The organism is Croceivirga radicis, assembly GCF_002072105.2.
Lineage (GTDB): Bacteria > Bacteroidota > Bacteroidia > Flavobacteriales > Flavobacteriaceae > Croceivirga > Croceivirga radicis.
In genome coordinates, this window is the sequence record NZ_MTBC01000002.1 from 401501 (window position 1) to 423180 (window position 21680).

Here is a 21680-nt window from a genome sequence, read left to right on the forward strand (position 1 = left end):
CGGCCTTTAGGGTTAAATGGAAAGGTCTATGTATATTTATGAGGTCGCTAAATCTTATGGATTTAGCTTTGGACAAGAAAAAATAAAACTAAACAATAAGCTTTAGCTTCGTGTGCAGACGGAAACAAAAAGTTTCCTTGCCAGCCCTACTTGCCATAGCTTAGACGTTGTGTGTAATTTGAAAAAAACCAATGCAGAGAACAGAAACCATAGATAAAAATCAACTTTTTGAACTGATTGAATACATTCTTTCGGACTCAAAAACTGAATTCTATGAATCATACTCTGAAATGGAAAAAGAAATAATTCTGATAAACAATCTGTCTGATTTCCGAGATTATTTTGATCTCGGAATCGCTAACGGTAAAGTTCATTTCGGATTTGGAATCTATAATCCTGAATCAAAAGGCAAGATTTTTACTTCGAAGATAAAGCTCAACCCAAAATATTGTAATGGAAAAACCTTCCGCTATCGAATCGATGGTTGGGCAATAATTTTTGTTCAGCTTAACTTGAAAAACGGAGAAAACCAAATTGAATGTAATGTATCTGTAAACTCAAAAAAACGAGCTGAAAATTGGAAAAGTACAAATCCCGAATTCGGAAATCCAGAATTATGGGAATGGAAATGTGTAGAAAGAAGAGCCAGAAAAATAATTAATCGATTAAAAAAACTACAGACAACAAAACCTCAAAGCAATAGCGTCCTGCGGGACGCTACTGCTCATAGCTAAACAGTTGCCACTCATTGGACTCACGCTACCCTTAAAAAGTAAAATGAATAAAATAAAACTGACTTTAATTTTTATACTGTTATTTTCTTTAGATTGTTTTAGCCAACAAACCGGAAATAATGGAATAACACAAATTGCTGTAAAAAACGGTATTGGAATTGGAAGCGCAATTGCAATTGTAGTTTCTTGGGACAGAAATAAATCAATTCTTTATGCAGTATTACACGGAAGTTTGGGCTGGCTTTATGTTATCTATTTCGTAATAGTACGTGAAAGTGAAGAAAAGAATAAATAATCAAAAACAAAATTGAATACGGAATTATCAAATGAATCGATTTCAAAAATAACTTTTGAACTAGACTTAGAAAATGGACTGGTTGAACGGGGAGATGGAGGTTATCAGTTTCTTGAAAAAGTAATTTTGAAATAACTTTGCTTTTATTGGCTATAATTCGTTTTAGCGCATTTCCTATGCGGAAATCATTACTTTTAAGCGAAGGATTGATTGTAGCTGCAATTTTCACTTCATGAAATTCCACAACGTAATTATGGCCCAACCTTGGCCATTTCTTTTGAAAAAATCTAAAATAAGAATAACATGGTAAATAATTTAAAGAAAAAAGCTATTGTATTACTAGCTGTAGTTGTTGTCATATTTAGTGTTGCTTGGGCTATTTTTTCAGATTGGGAACATTTTAAAACTGGACTATTTGGTTAATGTTTTTTTATAGTCCCAAACGGAATACTTCTATGAAAAATAAACCTATTGTGCCTAACCTTAATTTAATACTATGGTGTTAATGTTTAGTTATAACAGCAACGTAAACAAGAATTGTTTTACCATAAAACAAGCCAAGATAATTACGTAAGGCCTATAGCTTCTGCCCGTTTTTTTGTCTAAATAGATTAAAGTAGACAACAAAACATAGAGCACCGCAAACTTAATATGATTGGCTATTTTAGGGTGTATATTAAAAATAGTAGGCCCAATTCTACCAAAAATAGGTCCTAAGAAAACCAAACTGGTACCAATCATATAACGCATATGCTTGGCGGTATCCTTTCTATAAAAAATAGCCAGTACGTAAAATAATATGAGCAGCACACTATCTGAGATTGGTAGGTAGGCCAACATGGCATGATCTGCTTTTAAAATTCGTATAATGGGTTGTATGCAGGTAAGTATGAGCATGGGAAAAATCAGGTAAGAAATACGGCCCAAACGCCTATGGGTTTTGTACCTACCAAAACGTATTAATAGTGGTTGGCCAATTAACAAACCAATCCAAACTAGGGCAAAAACTACATGTATATGGTCTATCATGGAAACAGCACTGTGCGATAAAGCAGTTGTATTAACCTCAAAATTTGGGAATTGACCAAAATAGGTCTTGTAAAAAGCTACTATGGCCATTACTAGTAGCAATAACATAATATACCCTGTATACTTATATCCTTTTTCCATTGGTCTTATTTACGTTAGGTTTATGGATGCCTAGATTGCATCTTTAATTTCTATGGTAAAATTAGTTTCAAGGGGAACAGGTCGTTTTTCTTAAAAGTCCTTCTTTTTTTCTATTTGGTTGCTATGTAAGTTTTTATAAGAAATTGGAGGTATGTTGTACTTTTCCTTGAACCTTCTGCTAAAATGCGAAACGTTCTTAAAGCCAGCGTTCAAAGTTACATCGGTAATGGTTTGCTGGGTTGTTTTAAGCAAAACGCAGGCATGTTCCAATCGTTTATTGGTTAGCCATTTACCTGGGCTTTCGGCATAATGTAGCTTAAAGTCTCTTTTAAAGGCAGATAGACTTCTTCTAGACAGTTGCGCATATTCTTTTAATGTAAGACCATACAGGTAATTTTTCTCCATTACTTGCCAAATGGGCGGTTTGTCCGTTGTATTTAATTGTAGAATATAGGAGAGTAGTTGCTTGTTTGCTGGGTTGGTTAGTATGGTTAGAAACAATTCTTTGAACTTTAGCTCTAACAATTTTTCTGATTGTTTCTCTGGTTTAGAAAAATAGGGTAATAAACTATAAAAATAAGCTTCCGTCACCGCATTCAATTCAATTTTAATAAACATATCGCTATTGGTGCTGGGCAAATTTGTGGTTGGTAGAAAATCTAAATATTCTTTAACAAAATTGATTAAGAATTGGTCGGGTATATGAAAGGCCAATACTTTCCAATGTTGGGCATCTGATAACTCTTGGACATAGGCAGATTTTCTTTGAAAATAAGAGGTTTTGGGAGTTACACGCCACGCTTTACCGCCTTGGTGTAAGGTTCTTTCCCCTTCTAAGGAAAAGGCGATTAGGTTGTAATGATTATACAATTGTATCAAGCGGCTAATTTGCGGGCATTTGTAGTACACAAAAAGCATATCTTTTACAGATAGCTGTTTAAAAATATCTGGGTTGGCCAAGCTATCGTTATATGTATTAATCATATAAGTTGTTTTCTGGCAATAAGTTAGGTTATTTATTTAAATGTGCTTGGTAAACTAGATTACTTAGATAGCAAACATAAATGGATAAGAAAACAGTAGGCATTTTCGTTTTAATTAAACCTTTTTGGGTAAGACTAGTCCAAAACAATAACCAACCCCTACTTATTATGAAAAATTGGATAAAACTTTTGCTGTTGCTGCCCTTGCTTAGTGGTTGTGCGGATCAAGAACCTGTCTCTGAAACCGCTGTGGATGTACCCGTAATAACCGTGCCTACCTCTACTATAGATTTTACGGCTATGGCCAATTGGTACTACCACCCAGAGCAATCTTTTAATTTTTTAAAGTCGTACAGTTTAGATATAGCGGTAGTTGATGCGGCACTACAAACCAGTTCCATTGTGGCGGTACCCAACAAAGCCACTACCAATACCGGGGTAGATGTATTTTGGGTGCACCCAACCCATCTAACTAATCCGCCAACATACCCTACCAGTATTGCCATAGAAAATCAGGATACCAATTATATTGGCTTAACCATTTTGGCACAAGGGGCGTTACTGTCTAAATACGGAAGGTTTTTTGCGCCAAAATATAGACAAGCTTCACCCGCTTCCTTTTTGAGTACGGTGCATACAGAAACAGAAAAGGCCCAAGGTATACTAGAAGCCTATGCAGATATTAAGGCTGCTTTTTTGCATTATTTGAATACGTACAATAACGGCAATAAAATAATACTTGCCGGGCACTCACAGGGTTCGTTTTTATTGGCGCTATTGGTAAGGGATGTATTTGATAACAATCCGCAACTTAGGAAACAACTAGTTACGGCAGCTTTGGGCGGAATGGGATATGTGTATGCAACTACGGATACTACTTTAGGTGGATGGTGGCAAAATATAGGTTTGTGTAAAACCCAAGAGCAATGTGGTTGTGTACATTATTGGCGAAGCTATAGTGCGGATGAGCCATTACCTGAACCCAATAGTGCTTTTCCTTCTTTTAGCGAAACCTTAGTGCAAAGTGGCTTGGTAAACCGGGCCACCCAAATTGAAGCGGATGTGTTCTTTCAAGATAGTTTGGCCATTTCATCTGCCCATAAACCCATACGCTATATTACACCTGGGGCTCCCTATAGCTTTAGTAACGGATATAATTTTGTGGCTTTTGACCATATGTATTCTGGCTATTTTAAACGGGAGTCCGATCAAAAAGTAGGTTTTGCCATAATATATGATGCGGAAGATGGCGATGAGCGCCCCAATGAACTACAAAACTTGGATAATCCTATTCTATTTTCAGAAGGCGATTACCATGTAAAGGATTACCATATTTACATATGGCCCTTATTACAACAAATAGACCAAAAACTAAGCAACTGTCTCTAATATCTGTTTAAAAGATTATCCACGAAATATCCATTTTTGTGAAGTTTCAAGGTTTTCTTTTATAGCGGCGATAAAATAACTATTTGGTATTGCTCCGTTTTTTAACTAATGCAAGCACCCCAAAAGCTGGGCCCACGCCTAAAATCATAAAAAGAAACTCGGTAGGTATACGCGTGCTTAGGTATGCTATCAACTGGATACTTACAATAGTTAAACTATACCCTAGGCAGTTTACCAATGTTAGCGCCGTGCCTTTCGTCTTGGCATCGGCATTGTGGGCCACCAAAGTAGAGAATAGGGGAGAATCTGCAACCACTACCGCACCCCAGAAAAAAAGAAAAGCAATAAAGAGAATTTCATTTACGGTGGTGAAAAACAGCGGTGAAACCAGGCAACACACGCCAGATAAAGCAAGTGTTAAACCGGCTATTTTTTTAGTTCCGAATTTTTGGGCTGCATAACCACTACATACGCAGGCCAAACCCCCGGTGGCTATAATGGCAAATGCCAATAAACTGGTATATGTGGGCGTTGTTTCAATTTTTTGATAATACGTAAATAACATTACCGGTACAAAGGCCCAAAAGGTATAAAGCTCCCACATATGGCCAAAGTAACCAAATGCGGCCATACGGAAGTCTTTGTGCTTAAAAAGACCGCCTAATTGTTGTAGCTTAAGCTTACTCCCTTTTTTTCTAAAAGGGCCATCTGGTATTAGTAGTACCATAAGGCTGCCACCTAAAAAGGAAAGGAGCGTGGTACTCCAAATAACGCTTGTCCAAGAAATGGTAGCCGTTAGGTCTTTTAATAAATGGGGTAGTGCCGTTCCTAGTACCAATGCCCCAACTAAAAAGCCTAGTGATTTTCCTAAGCCTTGTTGAAAATAATCTGCAGCTATCTTCATGCCAACAGGATAAATTCCAGCTAAGAAGAATCCCGTAACAAATCTAAACCCCATTAAAGAGAATAGGGTATTGGTGTTATAAAGTAATCCAAGATTAAAAACTCCTGCCAGTAGGGCACTTACCAAAAATACTTTGGAGGGTGAAAAACGGTCTGCAAAACTAAGCAGGGCAAAAACCAAAGTACCTGTTATAAATCCAAATTGAACGGCGGTCGTTAAATGCGCCAAAGCGCTGGGTAATAAGTCGTATGCCAACAATAAATCATGGTAAACGGCATTACCGGCAAACCATAACGAGGTACAGCAAAACTGGGCAAATACAATTACAAGAAGTACCTTGCGGTTGGTGGGCATAGAATTTGGTGTCTGTTACAGCAGCTAAAGTTAAATTTTTATAACGTAAAACTTGCCTATGGCCACAAAAGGTAAATGCAAAAGGTTTTTAAGATGAAGCAACCTTTTTTGCTTAGTTAATCTTATAGGTAAATACTTTTTCTATGCGTATTGTTTTCATTTTTGTTGTACTTACTTTCTTGGGCTGTTCCCCGTCTAGTGAAGCTCCCTTGGTAACGGATGGTCCCATACAGATTGAAGGTAAATTTAAGCTTACGGAATCTTATCTAGGTACGGGAGGGGAAACGGATTGGCAGGTAGTGGAAAATGGGCCTGAGTTTGTGTTTGCAGGTAATGGAACCTTTACCTCTACCCATTATGAAACCTGTTCTACAGGTACCTATGTTATAGCTAATGATGTTTTACAAGTACTATACAATTGTCCTGATTTTGAAAATAATGCAATAGATGAGGATGGGTTTATTACCTATGCCATAGCTTTTGGCGCCAATTTTTTTATTCTAACCCCCACTAGTGGTCCCACCTGTATAGAAGGTTGCAGCTATAAATATACCCTAATTAAGGATTAAGTATGGTAAGCTAGTTATTGTTTGGTAATGGTGTCCATTATCATTTTGGCGTGTACCCTACTGTTTTCTATAAACCATTTATGGGTTTCCATTCCCCCACAAATAACACCTGCTAAAAACAACCCATTTACATTGGTTTCCATGGTTTCTGGGTTGTAATGCGGTAAACGCTTTTCATCATTGGACAGGGTTACTCCCATTTGTAGTAAAAATTCAAAATTGGGTTTATAGCCTGTTAGCGCAAGAACAAAATCGTTAGCCAAGGTAATTTTACCCTCCGGAGTTTGTACCTCTAACTCTTTGGGTCTTATTTCTGTGACTTCAGAATTAAAATACGCTTTTATACTGCCTTCTTCTATTCTGTTGATAATATCTGGTCTAACCCAATATTTAACCCGTTGGCCAACTTCTGGTCCACGAATAATCAAGGTTACTTCCGCGCCTTTACGGTAGCATTCTAAAGCCGCATCTATGGCCGAGTTGCTGGCACCAATGACCGCTAATTTTTGACTGGCATAAAAGTGCGGGTCGTTATAATAATGGGCTACTTTGGGTAATTCTTCTCCGGTAACACCAATGGTATTTGGAATATCATAAAACCCTGTGGCTACTATAACTTGGCTACTAGTATAGGAATCCTTGGTACTGGTAACGGTAAATAATTCTTCCTTTTTAATTACGCTTTCCACCTTTTCGAACAACTTAATATTAAGTTCGTTATTGGTTACAATACGTCTGTAATACTCCAAAGCTTCGTCTCGTTTTGGCTTTGCTTCTTTACTTATAAAAGGGATGTTATCTATTTCTAACTTTTCTGAAGAAGAGAAAAACTGCATATTAACGGGATAGTTAAAAAGACTATTAACTATAGGGCCCTTTTCTAATATCACGTAGTTTAAACCGCTCTTCTTTGCTTCTAAACCACAAGCTATTCCAATAGGTCCTCCTCCAATAATTACCAAGTCATATTGTTGCATTAAGCTATTTCTTCTTTTAGTTTACTAATGGTTTCGGTAGGGTTGTCACTACCAAAAACAAAACTACCCGCAACCAAAACGTCCGCACCGGTTTCTACTAATTTCTTGGCATTCTTACCAGATACACCCCCGTCTATTTCAATTAAGGTTGAAGCATTTTTTTGAATAATCAGGTCTTTTAGCGCACTAATTTTGGCATACGTATTTTCTATGAAAGACTGGCCACCAAAACCAGGGTTTACGCTCATTAAGCAAACCAAATCAATATCTTGGATGGTATCTTGCAATAGTGAAACAGAGGTGTGCGGATTTAAAGCCACACCTGCCTTCATTCCTTCCGCTTTTATGGCTTGTAGGGTGCGGTGTAGGTGGGTACAGGCCTCAAGATGTACGCTGAGGTTATCTGCGCCTAAACTAGCAAATGTTTTTATGTAACGGTCTGGGTCTACTATCATCAAGTGCACATCTAACGGTTTGTTGGCATGTTTGGCCATTGCTTTTAAAACAGGCATTCCGTAAGAAATGTTTGGCACAAAAACACCGTCCATAATGTCTATATGAAACCAATCTGCCTCACTTTTATTGACTAATTCTATATCGCGTTGCAGATTGCCAAAATCTGCTGCCAATAAGGAAGGTGCTACTAATTTTGTTTGCATAGTACTAGTTGATTATACCTTGTAAAAATACGCATTGTACTACTAAAGAAGGGTATTAAAAGCGGATTTAGAATAGCCTTAACGTAAATGCATTGAAACAGGTTGTTTTTAAATTAATGTTTACCTAACAATTTGTTAACTTTGCAATATAAATTTGATTAGTATGTCTAAAAAGAAAAAGCTAAAAAAACAATTTAAAAGTGCTAAAAAGAAAGTCGCTAAAAAAGAGAAAGGTCTTTTAAAGGCTTTGAAATCCTTAAAAAAATTAAAGAAGAAAAAAGCTAAGAAAAAGGCAATTAAAAAAGCTATTGCAACTGCTAAAGTCAAAAAAATGGCCGTTAGAAAGGCCTCTAAAAAAGCGGTGTCGGCTAAAAAGGCCCTTAAAAAGGTGGCTTAAAATTAGCAGCATTAAGAATTAAAAAAGGAGCTTTAAGCTCCTTTTTTAATGGTGTTATTTATTGTCTAGGCAAAGCCATTACCTTTTTAATTTGCTTTAAAGAGCTCAAATAATTCTTCTTCTGTAAAGGACTGGTCGGTTTTACGATCTAATTGCCTTAGTTCTTTTATGGTCTCCAAATCTACATCTTGTTGGGCTTTATGGGTAAATGCATTCCTTATATAATTACCAATATCCCTAATGTTTTCGTCGGTTATTTCTGGATTTCCTCCTATGCCGGGCATGGCAATACCATTGTTGTATCGTTTGCCATTTATGGTAACGGGTCCGTTTAAGCCGTATAGCATAACTGCCAAAAAACGCTCTTTTGGCCCTGTTACATATTCTGAATTTAGAAGAGGTGGTGCTAAATTGGTAATACCCCTGCCATCTGGTCCATGACAGGTAGCGCAATGTTGATTAAACAACGTACGACCACGGGTAAGGTTATCGTCTTGAAAAATTACACTTTCGGGCTGTGGTAAGGGTATTTTGCTAAGCGAGTCTATTTGGTTTTGGGTATTAGGTAATACTGCTGCATACCGTTCTTGTAAATAAAGTTGTTCATGTCCTAAACTATTAACTACGGCAGGTTCTATAAACCAATTTGCTTCTTGGTATTCGCCAATAAGTGTAAGCCATTTTTCATCTAAATGGTGCTTAGCCTGTTTGGACCAATAATAACCTAAGTAATAATCCACCATGGTATGCTGCATGCTTATAAAGGCATCTAATTGTTCTGGGGTGAGCGTAATATTATGATCTACCGCTAGTTTTATGGCAACAGCCGCAGCTTTGGGGTATTGGTATAATGTTGCAATTTCAAAAAGATTACTAGTAAAAGCATCAAGACCGCTTAAGGCGTAGAGTAGATGTATAAGTTGTTGTCTGCTTTTACTTTTTTTAATCTTTTCTTGTAGTAATTCTATCGTTTTTGGTGTGCCCTTTGCAACAAGATGATGTTGTGCCCTAGTTCGTATCCAGATATTTTTAGAAGCCAGTGAGTCTATTAATTGCGAATTTGTCCATTTACTTATTTTAAGTTTTCTTAAGGGTTTTAAGCTTTTGCCTATTCTAAGAATTCTACCCATACCAACGACCGTATCTAGGCCTTTTTTTAAATATTCTTGGCGTAGATACCCAGACATATAGGTCTTGTGCTGAATAACCCCACGATGCATATCTACAACAAATAAAGAACCATCCGGACCATTGAAATTGTTTACCGGCCTAAAATTTTCATCCGTACTTATTAAAAACTCTTTATTGGCGTAAGCTTGTTTTCCGTTTAATTTAAGGGCTTGGTTCTCCAATATGTTTCGCTTGATCAAGTTTGCCTCTGGACCGCTAACAAAGGCATTGCCTTGGAACGTATTGGGTAAATTGCTTCCTTCAAAATAAAGTGGTCCACAAGCACTGGTGAAATTTTTCACTTTTTGTTCTTTGTCTAGCGTATTGGGCAAATAGCCCCTGTTAATGGAGGTTGCTTGTATAGGGTATACTTTTTGGTTGGCCACAATAGTAGCTCTAAGTGCTTTAAGAGTATTAATTTTTGGATTATTATCTAGCATATTGGGCAATATCCAATCGCCTTTAAGTTGATTGGAATTATCATTATAGAGCAAACGCCCCATGTCATCATGGGTAATGCCCCACTGACCCCTAAAGCTAGTGGTTTCGGTTAGCCATTTTCCATCTTTTAAACGGTATCTTTTGTTGGATTTTGCGTTATAAATCCAGTTATCCAAATTATACATTAATCCGTTAGGTTGGTGCTCCACATTACCGCCTACCGCATAGGAAGAATCTACAACGGTTGTTTTTCCTGGAGTATTGTCTGATCTGATTTCAGTAAAAAATAGAAAAGGCGGTTCTGCATATAAAAGACCACCGTAGACATGACTAAAAGCGCGCGCTAATTTTAAACTATCTAAGAATACGCGAGTGTGGTCCATTATACCATCTTCATCTTTATCCTCTAAAATTACAATGCGGCCCACAGGTTCTTCTTCTTGCGTACCTTCTATATTGCGCATATAGCCAATTAATTCTAGTGCCCAAAGCTGGCCGTTATCGTCAAAACTTATGGCTACTGGTGCTTCTAATAAGGGTTCTGCGGCTATAGCTTCTAACTGTAAAGTGGAGGCAAGCTTGTATTTGGTATGGTCTAATTGGGTTTCTGAATATTCTTTGGAGCAGGAAAGGCATAAAAACACTACTGCTAGTGTGTAAAAATTCTTGGTCATTCTATGGGTCTATTCTGTTTGGGAAACTTAGGGAATTAAGCTTAAAGTTAAATAAGTATTGCCAATTGTTGAATGGTTTTCTTAAAACTTTAGGAATAGGCACAAAAAAACTCCGGTAATCAGCCGGAGTTTATTCATCAATCAAAAAACGAACAGTCATGATAAACTGTTATAGTAACGCAAAGTACAATTTTCTTTATTAAAAAGCAATTGTGTTATTGCCAAAACCGTACTTTGGATAGGGTATTACCCCAAATAAGTTTTTAAGATTTTACTTCTAGAGGTATGCTTTAACCTACGGATTGCTTTTTCTTTAATTTGTCTTACACGCTCACGGGTAAGGTCAAATGTTTCGCCAATTTCCTCCAAAGTCATACTGTGTTGTCCTGCCAATCCAAAATACAAACGAATAACATCTGCCTCTCTTGGAGTTAAGGTTTCTAAAGCACGTTCAATTTCCGTACGTAAAGAATCATGCAACAAATCTTTGTCTGGATTAGGAGACTCACCACTTTTAAGTACATCGTATAGGTTAGAGTCTTCCCCATCGATCAAAGGTGCATCCATTGATACGTGACGACCAGAATTTTTCAAGGATTGTTTTACATCCTCAACGGTCATATCCAATTCTTTTGCAATTTCTTCTGCAGAAGGCACACGCTCATGTGCTTGCTCTAGAAAAGCAAAAGTTTTATTGATTTTGTTGATGCTACCAATTTTATTAAGCGGTAAACGAACAATACGTGACTGCTCTGCCAACGCTTGTAAGATGGATTGACGAATCCACCATACGGCGTAGGAAATAAATTTAAAACCACGGGTTTCATCAAAACGTTGTGCCGCTTTGATAAGGCCCAGGTTACCTTCATTAATTAAATCGGGTAAGGTTAAACCTTGGTTTTGATATTGTTTAGCTACAGAAACAACGAATCTCAAGTTAGCTTTAGTTAATTTTTCTAAGGCTACCTGATCCCCAGCTTTTATACGTTGGGCCAATTCTACCTCTTCATCGGCAGTAATTAAATCTACCTTTCCAATCTCTTGTAAATACTTGTCTAAAGACGCGGTTTCCCTGTTGGTAACCTGTTTTGTAATCTTTAACTGTCTCATCTAAAATTATCCCTTTCTTTTAATTTTGTGGGGACTACCCATATACTTATACGTAAAAAGATCAAAAAAGTTACATTTAGGTAAAATTAAATTCAAAAAAAAATTGTAACTAAAAAGCCCCAACCAAAGGTCAGGGCTTGTTATTATTAGGATAATTGAGAATTAATCTCTTCTTGGTTTTCTGTCTCTATTATCTCTATTGTTACCTCTACGGTCACCACCTTTATCGTTTCTTGGTGGTCTTTCTTTGTACCCTTCTGGTTTTGGTAAAAGTGCTTTTCTAGAAACTTTTTCTTTTCTAGTTCTTGGATCAATACCAAAGTATTTAACATCTATAATATCCCCTAGGTTAATTACATCTGTTACCTTATCGGTACGTTCCCATGCCAATTCTGATACATGTAACAAAACTTCGTTTCCTGGTGCGTCCATATATTCTACCACAGCACCAAAATCTAGCATCTTAATTACCTTAACCTCATAAACACTACCAACTTCTGGCTTAAACATTACTGCATCAATTTTAGCAATAACGGCATCAATACCAGCTTGGTCCGTACCTAATATTTCAACAATACCTTCTTCTGTTACCGGGTCTTCATTGATAACAATAGTAGTGTTGGTTTCTTTCTGTAATTCTTGGATAACCTTACCACCAGAACCAATAACGGCACCAATGTACTCACCAGGAATAATCTTGGTTACAATTTTTGGAGCGTAAGATTTTACTTCTGCTTTTGGTGTAGCAATAGTATCTGTAAGCTTACCTAAAATGTGCATTCTGCCATCTTTAGCTTGCATTAAGGCTTTTACCAAAATTTCATAAGACAATCCTTTTACTTTGATATCCATTTGGCATGCGGTAATACCATCTTCGGTACCGGTAACTTTAAAGTCCATGTCCCCTAAGTGGTCTTCATCACCTAAAATATCAGAAAGAACAGCAAATTTTCCATTCTCCGTATTGGTGATCAATCCCATTGCTATACCAGAAACAGGTTTTTTAAGTTGTACACCAGCATCCATTAATGCCATTGTTCCCGCACAAACGGTAGCCATAGAAGAAGAACCATTGGATTCTAAAATTTCTGAAACCACACGTACCGTATAAGGACAATCTGCAGGAATCATTTTCTTAAGAGCACGTTGTGCCAAGTTACCATGACCTACCTCTCTTCTTGATGTACCACGAATTGGTCTTGCCTCTCCTGTAGAAAAAGGAGGGAAGTTATAGTGTAAATAGAATGTTTCTTCACCTTCAAAAGATGGCATATCTATTTGGTTGGCTTCTCTAGAAGTACCTAAGGTTACCGTAGCTAATGCTTGGGTTTCACCTCTGGTAAAAATAGATGAACCGTGTACGGATGGTAAATAATCTATCTCGCACCAGATAGGTCTAATTTCATCTGTTTTTCTACCATCTAAACGTAAACCTTCTTCTAAGGTAAGGTTACGTACGGCTTCTTTTTCTGCTTTGTGGTAGTATTTAGAAACTAAACCACCATAGGTCTCTAGTTCTTCTTCAGAGAAAGAGGCTTTGATTTCTTCCTTAATTTCAGAGAAAGCTAAACTTCTTTCTTTTTTGGAAGAGCCTTGTTTGGCCACGGCATATACTTTGTCATATGCCATGTCATAAATTTTCTGTGCCAATTCTTCATCAGCGGCTTCTGGCTCGTACTCGCGTGTTTCTTTTTTTCCGAATGCTTCGGCCAACTTTCGTTGCGCCTCGCACTGTACTTTAATTGCCTCGTGGGCAAATTTGATGGCTTCTACCATTTCTTCTTCAGAAATTTCATCCATCTCGCCTTCTACCATCATTACAGAGTCTTCTGAAGCACCGATAACCATATCAATGTCAGATACTGCCAATTGCGCTAGCGTAGGGTTAATTACTAAATTACCGTCTACACGCCCTACACGCACTTCAGAAATAGGACATTCAAATGGAATGTCGCTTAATTGTAATGCGGCAGATGCTGCCAAACCAGCCATTGCATCTGGCATTACTTCTGGGTCATGAGACATTAGTTGAATCATTACCTGAGTTTCTGCGTGGTAGTCTTTTGGGAACAAAGGACGTAAAACACGGTCAACCAAACGCATGGTCAATACTTCGCCATCACTTGGTCTAGCTTCTCTTTTAAAGAAACCACCAGGGTAACGCCCAGCAGCGGCAAATTTTTCACGGTAGTCTACCGTAAGGGGTAAAAAGTCTACGTCTGCAGCATTGTAATTGGATACTACAGTACATAGTAACATACATTTGCCGGACTGTACTACAACAGAACCGTGGGCCTGCTTGGCCAATTTTCCGGTTTCGATAGAGATTTCCCTACCGTCTCCTAGGTCTATGACCTCTTTAAATGTTTTTGGAATCATAAATAATACGTGTTGCCCTTTAAGTTGTATAAGGGCTAATTACTAATTGGTCTACCGTCTTCCGGACGGTCGGGTTGTGTTGTTGTGTGTTGCGACCAATGAAAAACTGTGTGCAGCTTTTTGTGCTTGTCTATAAAAGACGTGGTAAAAATAAGGGGAAGCAAAGCTTCCCCCAAATAAAATTTATTTTCTGATACCTAAATCCTTAATTAAGGCACGGTACTTATTAATATCTTTCTTTTTAAGATAATCTAAAAGACTACGTCTTTTACCTACCAATTTTACCAAAGAACGCTCTGTGTTGAAATCTTTATGATTTCTTTTTAAGTGCTGTGTTAAATGGTTAATTCTGTAAGTGAACAACGCAATTTGTCCTTCAGTAGAACCTGTGTTTCCTTCAGAACCACCGTGTTTTTTGAAAATTTCGGCCTTAGCCTCTTTGCTTAAATACATTCCAATATTGTTTTAAATGATTTTTATGTACCTGACTGGTTTTCAATCAGGCGGCAAAGATAATGCTTTTTTTGAAACAGATTTTTAAAAAGTTAAATATCGGTATTATCCGTAAAATCAAATGTATTGATTGATCGCAATAAATAAACAGATTTTTGCAATTAGCATTGCCAAAGTGCGTTAGCTAGAATAAAGTACGGCGTATGCTCATTAGATTAGGTACATATAGTATAAAGTTTAAAACATTTTTTGCTGAAGATTTAGGGTTGGGCAAGGAGTATAAAGATATTAAGGTGGAGTTTTTGCAGAAGGTATTTCACATATGGTATGTGCCTATTTTCCCTGCAGAGAAGCATTATCGTATAAAAAGCAAGGTTACCAATGATTTAATTAAGGAAACATCTGCAAGTTTACGAACGGCTATAAATTTGAAATTATTAAAACTGAAAACACCTTTTTGGAGCTATACCGGATCTTTTGTAGTAGCCTTACCTATACTATTGGTGTTTGGATGGTTTCTTTATAATGCTGGGACAGAATTGAAACGCGATTTTAATAAGAAACAACGTACTAGCGCTAGAATTTCTGATAAGGAAGTTTTAGTGGCCAACCCAGCTATTGGTGATGTATATACATTTAAAATACTAGAGGTAGAGGCGGTTACAAATGCCAATGGCCATGTGGCCAATTACAAGGCCAATCCCTATTTTGCACCAGAGACCATGGATTATGAGTTGAATTTTATTAAGGGGGATTCTTTAGGATTTCTAAGAACACCCAATCAAAAGTTTTTGATGTATGGAAACAAAGTACTTACGGAGTTTTCTTTAGCAAAAAACCAAACCGAATTAGCCATTAAAGGTTACCAAGATTACAAGATTTTGGCAAAGCCAAATATAGCTGGAGCCAAAACCAAATTATTGGTAGGTATATTTGAAATAAAAAAAGAGCCTGTTAATTAACAGGCTCTTCTTCTAATGTTCTTAATGGTTGATTTGTAATTAAATCAATATATAAATTCACTTTTTTCTTTAAATCCCTTCTATGGACTATAAAATCCAAGAAACCGTGTTCTTTTACGAATTCTGCTGTTTGAAAACCATCTGGTAATTCTTTACCGGTAGTATCTTTTACAATACGTGGACCGGCAAAACCAATTAAGGCGCCCGGCTCTGATATATTAATGTCTCCTAGCATGGCGTAAGAAGCGGTTGTACCACCAGTTGTTGGGTCTGTACATAAAGAAATGTATGGGAGTCCCGCATCTGCTAATTGGGCAAGCTTTGCAGAAGTTTTTGCCATTTGCATTAAACTATGCGCTGCTTCCATCATACGGGCACCACCAGATTTAGAAATCATTAGAAATGGTAATTTCTTTTTTCTGGCATGGTCAATTGCACGTGCAATTTTTTCACCTACTACCGCACCCATGGATCCACCGATAAAGCTAAAATCCATACAAGCCACCACCAATTCTTTACCCATAGATTTGCCAACGGCGGTTCTAACCGCATCTTTAAGACCAGTTTTTTCTTTGGCCGCTTTTAATCTATCCGTATATTTTTTGGTATCCTCAAACTTTAAAGGGTCTTTTGCCGTAAGGTCTTCGTCTAACTCTTTGAATTTATCGTCAAAAAGAATTTCAAAATATTCCTTGCTTCCAATTCTTACGTGGTAATCATCTTCTGGGCTAACATAGAAATTTTTTGCCAACTCATCAGATTCAACAATTTTACCGGTTGGTGATTTATACCAAAGGCCTTTTGGAGTATCCTTTTTTTCTTCCGTCCGGGTCTGTATTCCCTTTTCTTTTCTTTTAAACCAAGCTGTCATATGCCGGGGGAAATTAATTAATAATTATAGTGTATTTGTATTGTTAAGGTCTTCAAATGCCTTTTTTAATCGGTCAGAAAAAGCTTTTTCGCCTTCTCTTAACCATACACGTGGGTCGTAGAATTTCTTGTTAGGAACATCGTCCCCTTCTGGGTTACCAATTTGTCCTTGCAAATAATCTTTTTTGCCTTGTACATAATCACGTACGCCACTTAAGAAAGCATATTGCAAATCGGTATCAATATTCATTTTTATAACACCGTAACCAATAGCTTCCCTTATTTCTTCAACAGTAGAACCAGATCCGCCGTGGAAAACAAAGTCTATATTGTTTTCTTCAACACCGTATTTTTCTGTTACGTATTCTTGAGAATTCTTAAGGATTTTTGGCGTAAGTTTTACGTTGCCAGGCTTGTATACCCCGTGTACGTTACCAAATGCAGCTGCAATGGTAAATTTAGGGCTTACTTTAGAAAGTTCTTCGTAAGCATAAGCAACTTCTTCTGGTTGTGTGTAAAGCTTGGAACTGTCTACATCTGTATTATCCACACCATCTTCTTCACCACCAGTAACACCTAATTCAATTTCTAGAGTCATGTCCATTTTGGCCATACGCTCTAAGTATTCTTTGCAGATTGCAATATTTTCTTCTAATGGCTCTTCAGAAAGATCTATCATATGAGAAGAAAAAAGCGGCTTGCCAGTTTCTTTAAAGTGTTTTTCGCTTGCATCTAAAAGACCATCTATCCAAGGAAGTAATTTTTTAGCGCAATGGTCTGTATGTAAAATAACAGTGGCTCCATAAGCCTCTGCCATTTCGTGCACATGTTTTGCGCCGGCCACTGCTCCTAAAACCGCAGCTCTTTGGTTTTCATTAGATAAGCCTTTACCGGCATTAAATTGAGCACCTCCGTTAGAGAACTGGATTATAACTGGCGCGTTCAACGCGGCAGCTGTTTCCATTACTGCATTCATGGTGTTGGTGCCAATTACGTTTACCGCTGGTAAAGCAAAGCCCTTCTCTTTAGCATAATTAAAAATTTCCTGTACTTGATCTCCTGTAGCAACTCCAGGTTTAATGTTATGTGCCATTTTAGTCGGTTTCTTGTTTTTATCAGGTGGTAAATGTACTAAAATATTTAGGCTTAGAAAGGATAATTGATTCCTATGTTCCAAACAGCCTCGCCCAAGTTAAAATCTGTAAACCAGCGGTCAGAATAATCCAAGGCTGGATTGTAGGTTTTGAAACCTAAATCTAAACGAATAACAAAATATGATAAATCATATCGCAGGCCAAAACCACTACCTAAGGCCATGTCTCCTAAAGAACTAATGCCATTAAATTGTGCATCTGGGTCCGTAACATTGTCAAATACGTTCCAAATATTACCAGCGTCTGCAAATAAAGCCCCCTTAATATCACCAAGTATAGGAAAACGATATTCTAAATTCAGTCCAATTTTAAAGTTAGCTTCATTAAAATCATTTACATCATCGGTCTTACCCGGACCTAGGGAATAGACATTCCAAGCCCTATTGTCATTAGATCCGCCTGCAAAATAACTGCGTACAAAAGGTATACTGTTAGCATTGCCATAAGGAACCGCTAAGCCAACAAATCCTCTAAACGCAACAACGTTGTCTGGATTTAATTCCCAATGTTTTATGTAATCTAACTCTCCTTTTATGTATTGTGAATAGGGTACACCAAATACAAGTCCTTGGTCGTTTTCGTTTTGTTCAAAAGGAATTATGTTTTCCGTGAGCGAAAGTAAATTACCAGCACTTTCTATTAATGCCCTAAAAGAATAAAAGGTATTGTCCGTTAAGTTTTCCCTATTGTTTTGCGAAAAAGTATAGTTGGTAGTAAAAATTAAGTTGTTACTGGTTAAACGATCTTTACGTTCTTGTATACTGCGTACGGTTTCTAAATTATCTTGTGTAATATCAAAACCTTGTGTTGTTACAGTGTCAATAAAATCTTCTGTGCCCTTTGGAATTATTAACCGTAGGCTATCAATCTCACTATCAAAGGTTTCAAATGCGCTCGCAAGTTCTGGATACTCGTTAGGGTCTTGGTAAAGGTTGGCAATTTCGTCTAAGCGATCATATGTGTTGTTGTACACATTAAAAAAATCTTTTACGTCTGTATTTCTAACAAATTCAATATTCAATAATTCAATATTGTGCTTTTTTAAGGTAGTAGGTGACCAGGAATAGGATAGTACGGAGTTTAAAGATTGGCGATCCAGTCCAATATTATTTTGAAAAGATGTACCTACAGAAAGTCTTGTCTGTGGTAGCATGTAGTAGGGTATTACTTTTTCTGTGTTAAAAGGAAACCAAATCCTGGGAAAGGTTAGGTTGATGTCTCCTCCCAATTCTGAACTTATACTTTCGTTGGAAATATCGCTATCCAAAAATCCAATAGAACCTCTAGCCGATAAACTTAATGTTTCTGCGCCACCAAATACATTTCTTGTAATAACGGATCCGCCAAAGCCAATGCCAAGTTGCTGTATGTTAGAGCGCGTTAGCTCAAAGGATGCATCTAAAGAATATTTTGGTCTGGCGGCCAGGTATACGTCTGCGTCTAAAAGACCAAGGGTATCTATAGGAGTTAATTCTATATTAGGATATCTAAACGTATTTAAATTGGTAACCTGTCTATTGGTACGTATGTAATCCAAATCTCTATAAACACTGTCTTTTTCAAAAAAGATAGCATCTGTAAGTGCTTTGGGGCTGTACTTTAGTTTGTCCTTAAAATAAATGGTATAGTTCTCGTGCTGTATAGTGTCCAACTTGTCTATATCCGTGTCATAAGAATAATCTGGATATATATTGATTTTGTTAAAACGATGTACCTTATAAGGCTTAGCGGTTATGGAATCGTTATTGCTTCTAGGATTATTTACGTTGAGGGTAATGTCCATTTTTTGGTCATCATTCCCTTTAATTGTATCCCTAATAATGTCAAAATTAATAGAGCTTTCTTGAAAATTATAGATGCCACTATTTCTGTACAAGGTGGTTAGGCGTTCCCGCTCTTTATTGAATTTTTCTAGATCAAATTGTTGCTTGGCTCTAACCTTGGAGCTATCTATGTTTTTTCTGTAAATAGAATCTAATTCTGCAGTTGCTATTTTTGTGTCTAAACTATCTATGAAGTAGGGTTTTCTTAAAGTGGCTTTATAGCTAATACTCGCACGTTTTTCTTTCTTGCTAGGTGCTATGGTATATTGGGCAGTTGCATTGAAATAACCTTTAGTAGCGTAGTAGGCCGCAAGCCTTTCAGCAGATTTTCTTGCTTTGGAGGTATCAATAACAACTGGTGCTTCGCCTGTATTTTTTAAAAAATCATTATACCCGGTTACCAAAAATGAATTACCCAAACGTTCTACTTGTTTGGCGGATAAGAATTTGGTTAGCCTTTCTTTACGCTTTGGTTTTTTGTTTAACCATGCATGGTATAGCGAATCTGGATTGTCCTTTGCCAGATTGTATAAGTTTAACCTAAGTGGATATCCTAAAATGTTGCTATTTGGTTTTTGGGAAATAAGATTTTTAATGATGGGGTCTTTGGTTTTAACGCTGTCTATCAAAATCTCATTTTCGGTAAGCAAATATTCATCTTCGCCCACCTTTTTTACCGCATTACAAGAGAATAAGGCAATTGCTACCAATAATAAACCTAAATTTGCCCTTCCTTTTTTTAGCACCTATACTTGTATTAAGAATTCAAAAATAACGTGATTTGCCATGGTGAGCAAAAAGTGGTTAAAAGATGTTAAGCGATTACATCAAAAAAAATACCGAAATGAACTTGAACTTTTTTTTGTTGAAGGAATTAAAACGGTAAAAGAGCTATTACATTCTAATTATAGTTTAGAAAAACTCTTGGTAACCGCTGAACATAGTGATGAATTCAAGAATTTTGATTGTGATGAAATTACCGCGGAAGATTTAAAAAAAATAAGCGCTTTAAAAACACCCAGTGGTGTACTTGCCGTTTTTAAAATACCTACTAGCGCAAAGACTATTGAAGCTGATTGGACGTTGGTTTTGGATGATGTAAGAGATCCAGGTAATTTAGGTACTATTATAAGGTTGTGCGATTGGTTTGGTATTCAACGTTTAGTTTGTTCTGTACAAACTGTAGACTGTTATAATCCAAAGGTGTTGCAGGCAACAATGGGGTCTATTGCCAGGGTACAGGTAGAATATACAGAGTTGGCCTCCTTTTTTAATAATAATACATTGCCAGTCTATGGGGCATTTATGGATGGTGCACCAGTATATGGCGAGAATTTACCAAAGAAAGGTGTTTTGGTAATGGGGAATGAAGCTAACGGTATAAGTAAAAAGGTTGAGGCCTTTTGCAATAAAAGGGTTTGTATACCTCAATTTGGTAGCCCGCATACGGAAAGCCTTAACGTAGCAACGGCAACCGCTATCTTATTGAACGAACTTAGAAGAGGTTAGTATTTTTACTCGAAGGTAAAGTTTACAAAGATTCCCCTTGTTTTCATGCTTTCAATATTTCCCGTCCAAGGACTGTTAGGGTTATTATCTGGTATAATTTCATTGGTAAGGGCAAAAACACCTCTTATGGAAGGCGTGAATTTGAAAAACTCTGTATAGATGTCTATTCCAAAACCAAGTTCGTAACCGTAAACATTCTTCTTCATCCTAAATTCTCCAGAAGAATTATCGTCTAAACTATCTTCTTTTGCACCAAGGTTAATAGCGCTGTAGCCACCAGCAGTTACAAAAGGTTTTATATTGTTGTACCGTTTAGTACTTAATTTTACCAATAGGGGAAAACGAATGTAGGTAGAGCGTACTTCCCTAATAGCATCTTGTGCAGTGGTAAACCCTGGAAATCCAAGGTCTCTTTGGGCGTAAAGCAGTCCAGGTTCAAAACGAAGGTCTACAAATTCATTAATGCGCATTTCTCCAATAAGGCCAACATTAAATCCAATTCCCTTGTTCACTAACACATCCTGTCCAATATCATTCTTGTATTCAAACTTAAAATCGTATTGGTTAAAACCAAGGTAGTAGCCGTAATTTAGAAAGGCTTTGTCTTCGTTCTGTATATTAATTATTGGGTCTTTGCCAAATAGTTGGGCTTGGCAAAAGGCCGTGAATAACAGAAAACTACTAAGTAGAAATTGTTTTTTCAT

Annotated in this window: 20 protein-coding genes; 7 read left to right on the plus strand and 13 right to left on the minus strand. The window is 37.1% G+C overall.

Annotated elements, in window-relative coordinates; genetic code table 11:
- The first annotated feature begins 191 nt into the window (after positions 1–191).
- Together BUL40_RS04690 and BUL40_RS04695 are read left to right on the plus strand one after the other, a co-directional pair.
- On the plus strand, positions 192–734 hold the full coding sequence (locus tag BUL40_RS04690) for a hypothetical protein (protein WP_080318268.1): 543 nt from the start codon (positions 192–194) through the stop codon (positions 732–734).
- Positions 735–777: 43 nt separating this feature from the next.
- On the plus strand, positions 778–1029 hold the full coding sequence (locus tag BUL40_RS04695) for a hypothetical protein (protein WP_080318269.1): 252 nt from the start codon (positions 778–780) through the stop codon (positions 1027–1029).
- A 513-nt stretch (positions 1030–1542) separates the two neighbouring features.
- On the opposite strand, the gene BUL40_RS04700 is transcribed toward BUL40_RS04695, so the two are convergent.
- Positions 1543–2199, minus strand: coding sequence for a hypothetical protein (locus tag BUL40_RS04700; protein WP_080318270.1), 657 nt, complete (start codon positions 2197–2199; stop codon positions 1543–1545).
- 90 nt (positions 2200–2289) lie between these two features.
- Positions 2290–3183 (minus strand): helix-turn-helix domain-containing protein, encoded by an 894-nt coding sequence (locus BUL40_RS04705; RefSeq protein WP_080318271.1) that lies wholly within the window; start codon positions 3181–3183, stop codon positions 2290–2292.
- Positions 3184–3350: 167 nt separating this feature from the next.
- On the opposite strand from BUL40_RS04705, the gene BUL40_RS04710 reads away from it, so the two are divergent.
- Positions 3351–4571, plus strand: a complete 1221-nt coding sequence (locus tag BUL40_RS04710; protein ID WP_176465446.1) for a DUF3089 domain-containing protein — start codon at positions 3351–3353, stop codon at positions 4569–4571.
- Between the two features lie 79 nt (positions 4572–4650).
- On the opposite strand, the gene BUL40_RS04715 is transcribed toward BUL40_RS04710, so the two are convergent.
- Positions 4651–5829, minus strand: a complete 1179-nt coding sequence (locus tag BUL40_RS04715) for an MFS transporter (RefSeq protein WP_080318273.1) — start codon at positions 5827–5829, stop codon at positions 4651–4653.
- Positions 5830–5972: 143 nt separating this feature from the next.
- Here BUL40_RS04715 and BUL40_RS04720 point away from each other — a divergent pair, with 143 nt between their 5' ends.
- Positions 5973–6398, plus strand: a complete 426-nt coding sequence (locus BUL40_RS04720) for a hypothetical protein (protein ID WP_080318274.1) — start codon at positions 5973–5975, stop codon at positions 6396–6398.
- A gap of 14 nt (positions 6399–6412) precedes the next feature.
- Here BUL40_RS04720 and BUL40_RS04725 read toward each other — a convergent pair whose 3' ends face one another.
- Complete coding sequence (locus BUL40_RS04725) at positions 6413–7375, minus strand: YpdA family putative bacillithiol disulfide reductase (protein WP_080318275.1); 963 nt, start codon at positions 7373–7375, stop codon at positions 6413–6415.
- Positions 7375–8034 (minus strand): ribulose-phosphate 3-epimerase, encoded by a 660-nt coding sequence (gene rpe, locus BUL40_RS04730; RefSeq protein ID WP_080318276.1) that lies wholly within the window; start codon positions 8032–8034, stop codon positions 7375–7377. The genes BUL40_RS04725 and rpe overlap by 1 nt, the downstream gene beginning before the upstream one ends.
- A gap of 163 nt (positions 8035–8197) precedes the next feature.
- Here rpe and BUL40_RS04735 point away from each other — a divergent pair, with 163 nt between their 5' ends.
- Complete coding sequence (locus BUL40_RS04735; protein ID WP_080318277.1) at positions 8198–8431, plus strand: hypothetical protein; 234 nt, start codon at positions 8198–8200, stop codon at positions 8429–8431.
- An 86-nt stretch (positions 8432–8517) separates the two neighbouring features.
- Here the strand turns inward: BUL40_RS04735 and BUL40_RS04740 are convergent, their stop codons facing one another.
- The 4 genes from BUL40_RS04740 to rpsO form a co-directional block, all read right to left on the minus strand.
- Entirely contained in the window at positions 8518–10716 is a 2199-nt protein-coding gene (locus tag BUL40_RS04740) for a DUF7133 domain-containing protein (protein ID WP_080318278.1), read from the minus strand.
- Positions 10717–10962: 246 nt separating this feature from the next.
- On the minus strand, positions 10963–11826 hold the full coding sequence (locus tag BUL40_RS04745) for a sigma-70 family RNA polymerase sigma factor (RefSeq protein ID WP_010519164.1): 864 nt from the start codon (positions 11824–11826) through the stop codon (positions 10963–10965).
- A gap of 162 nt (positions 11827–11988) precedes the next feature.
- Positions 11989–14205 carry a polyribonucleotide nucleotidyltransferase gene (locus BUL40_RS04750; protein WP_080318279.1) on the minus strand — a complete coding sequence of 739 codons (2217 nt, stop codon included), beginning with the start codon at positions 14203–14205 and terminating at the stop codon, positions 11989–11991.
- 183 nt (positions 14206–14388) lie between these two features.
- Positions 14389–14658, minus strand: a complete 270-nt coding sequence (rpsO, locus tag BUL40_RS04755) for a 30S ribosomal protein S15 (RefSeq protein WP_010519166.1) — start codon at positions 14656–14658, stop codon at positions 14389–14391.
- A gap of 203 nt (positions 14659–14861) precedes the next feature.
- Between rpsO and BUL40_RS04760 the strand changes: the two genes are divergently transcribed.
- The gene (locus tag BUL40_RS04760; protein ID WP_080318280.1) at positions 14862–15620 is read left to right on the plus strand and encodes a hypothetical protein; all 759 of its coding nucleotides are present in this window, start codon (positions 14862–14864) and stop codon (positions 15618–15620) included.
- Here the strand turns inward: BUL40_RS04760 and accD are convergent.
- The 3 genes from accD to tamL are packed head-to-tail and all read right to left on the minus strand — an operon-like array spanning position 15613 to position 20213.
- On the minus strand, positions 15613–16491 hold the full coding sequence (gene accD, locus BUL40_RS04765) for an acetyl-CoA carboxylase, carboxyltransferase subunit beta (RefSeq protein WP_010519168.1): 879 nt from the start codon (positions 16489–16491) through the stop codon (positions 15613–15615). The two genes, BUL40_RS04760 and accD, sit on opposite strands and share 8 nt — an antisense overlap.
- Before the next feature lie 24 nt (positions 16492–16515).
- The gene (gene fbaA, locus BUL40_RS04770) at positions 16516–17583 is read right to left on the minus strand and encodes a class II fructose-bisphosphate aldolase (protein WP_080318281.1); all 1068 of its coding nucleotides are present in this window, start codon (positions 17581–17583) and stop codon (positions 16516–16518) included.
- Positions 17584–17636: 53 nt separating this feature from the next.
- Positions 17637–20213 carry a translocation and assembly module lipoprotein TamL gene (tamL, locus tag BUL40_RS04775; protein WP_080318282.1) on the minus strand — a complete coding sequence of 859 codons (2577 nt, stop codon included), beginning with the start codon at positions 20211–20213 and terminating at the stop codon, positions 17637–17639.
- A gap of 40 nt (positions 20214–20253) precedes the next feature.
- Here tamL and BUL40_RS04780 point away from each other — a divergent pair, with 40 nt between their 5' ends.
- Entirely contained in the window at positions 20254–20976 is a 723-nt protein-coding gene (locus BUL40_RS04780) for a TrmH family RNA methyltransferase (RefSeq protein WP_080318283.1), read from the plus strand.
- Between the two features lie 5 nt (positions 20977–20981).
- On the opposite strand, the gene porT is transcribed toward BUL40_RS04780, so the two are convergent.
- Positions 20982–21680: a type IX secretion/gliding motility protein PorT/SprT gene (gene porT / locus BUL40_RS04785; RefSeq protein ID WP_080318284.1), complete on the minus strand. Its 699-nt coding sequence runs from the start codon at positions 21678–21680 to the stop codon at positions 20982–20984.

Coding starts and splice junctions, on each gene's coding strand:
- BUL40_RS04690 (WP_080318268.1), top strand. CDS start 192: ATGCAGAGAACAGAAACCATAGATAAAAATCAACTTTTTGAACTGATT.
- BUL40_RS04695 (WP_080318269.1), top strand. CDS start 778: ATGAATAAAATAAAACTGACTTTAATTTTTATACTGTTATTTTCTTTA.
- BUL40_RS04700 (WP_080318270.1), bottom strand. CDS start 2,199: ATGGAAAAAGGATATAAGTATACAGGGTATATTATGTTATTGCTACTA.
- BUL40_RS04705 (WP_080318271.1), bottom strand. CDS start 3,183: ATGATTAATACATATAACGATAGCTTGGCCAACCCAGATATTTTTAAA.
- BUL40_RS04710 (WP_176465446.1), top strand. CDS start 3,351: ATGAAAAATTGGATAAAACTTTTGCTGTTGCTGCCCTTGCTTAGTGGT.
- BUL40_RS04715 (WP_080318273.1), bottom strand. CDS start 5,829: ATGCCCACCAACCGCAAGGTACTTCTTGTAATTGTATTTGCCCAGTTT.
- BUL40_RS04720 (WP_080318274.1), top strand. CDS start 5,973: ATGCGTATTGTTTTCATTTTTGTTGTACTTACTTTCTTGGGCTGTTCC.
- BUL40_RS04725 (WP_080318275.1), bottom strand. CDS start 7,375: ATGCAACAATATGACTTGGTAATTATTGGAGGAGGACCTATTGGAATA.
- rpe (WP_080318276.1), bottom strand. CDS start 8,034: ATGCAAACAAAATTAGTAGCACCTTCCTTATTGGCAGCAGATTTTGGC.
- BUL40_RS04735 (WP_080318277.1), top strand. CDS start 8,198: ATGTCTAAAAAGAAAAAGCTAAAAAAACAATTTAAAAGTGCTAAAAAG.
- BUL40_RS04740 (WP_080318278.1), bottom strand. CDS start 10,716: ATGACCAAGAATTTTTACACACTAGCAGTAGTGTTTTTATGCCTTTCC.
- BUL40_RS04745 (WP_010519164.1), bottom strand. CDS start 11,826: ATGAGACAGTTAAAGATTACAAAACAGGTTACCAACAGGGAAACCGCG.
- BUL40_RS04750 (WP_080318279.1), bottom strand. CDS start 14,205: ATGATTCCAAAAACATTTAAAGAGGTCATAGACCTAGGAGACGGTAGG.
- rpsO (WP_010519166.1), bottom strand. CDS start 14,658: ATGTATTTAAGCAAAGAGGCTAAGGCCGAAATTTTCAAAAAACACGGT.
- BUL40_RS04760 (WP_080318280.1), top strand. CDS start 14,862: ATGCTCATTAGATTAGGTACATATAGTATAAAGTTTAAAACATTTTTT.
- accD (WP_010519168.1), bottom strand. CDS start 16,491: ATGACAGCTTGGTTTAAAAGAAAAGAAAAGGGAATACAGACCCGGACG.
- fbaA (WP_080318281.1), bottom strand. CDS start 17,583: ATGGCACATAACATTAAACCTGGAGTTGCTACAGGAGATCAAGTACAG.
- BUL40_RS04780 (WP_080318283.1), top strand. CDS start 20,254: ATGGTGAGCAAAAAGTGGTTAAAAGATGTTAAGCGATTACATCAAAAA.
- porT (WP_080318284.1), bottom strand. CDS start 21,680: ATGAAAAAACAATTTCTACTTAGTAGTTTTCTGTTATTCACGGCCTTT.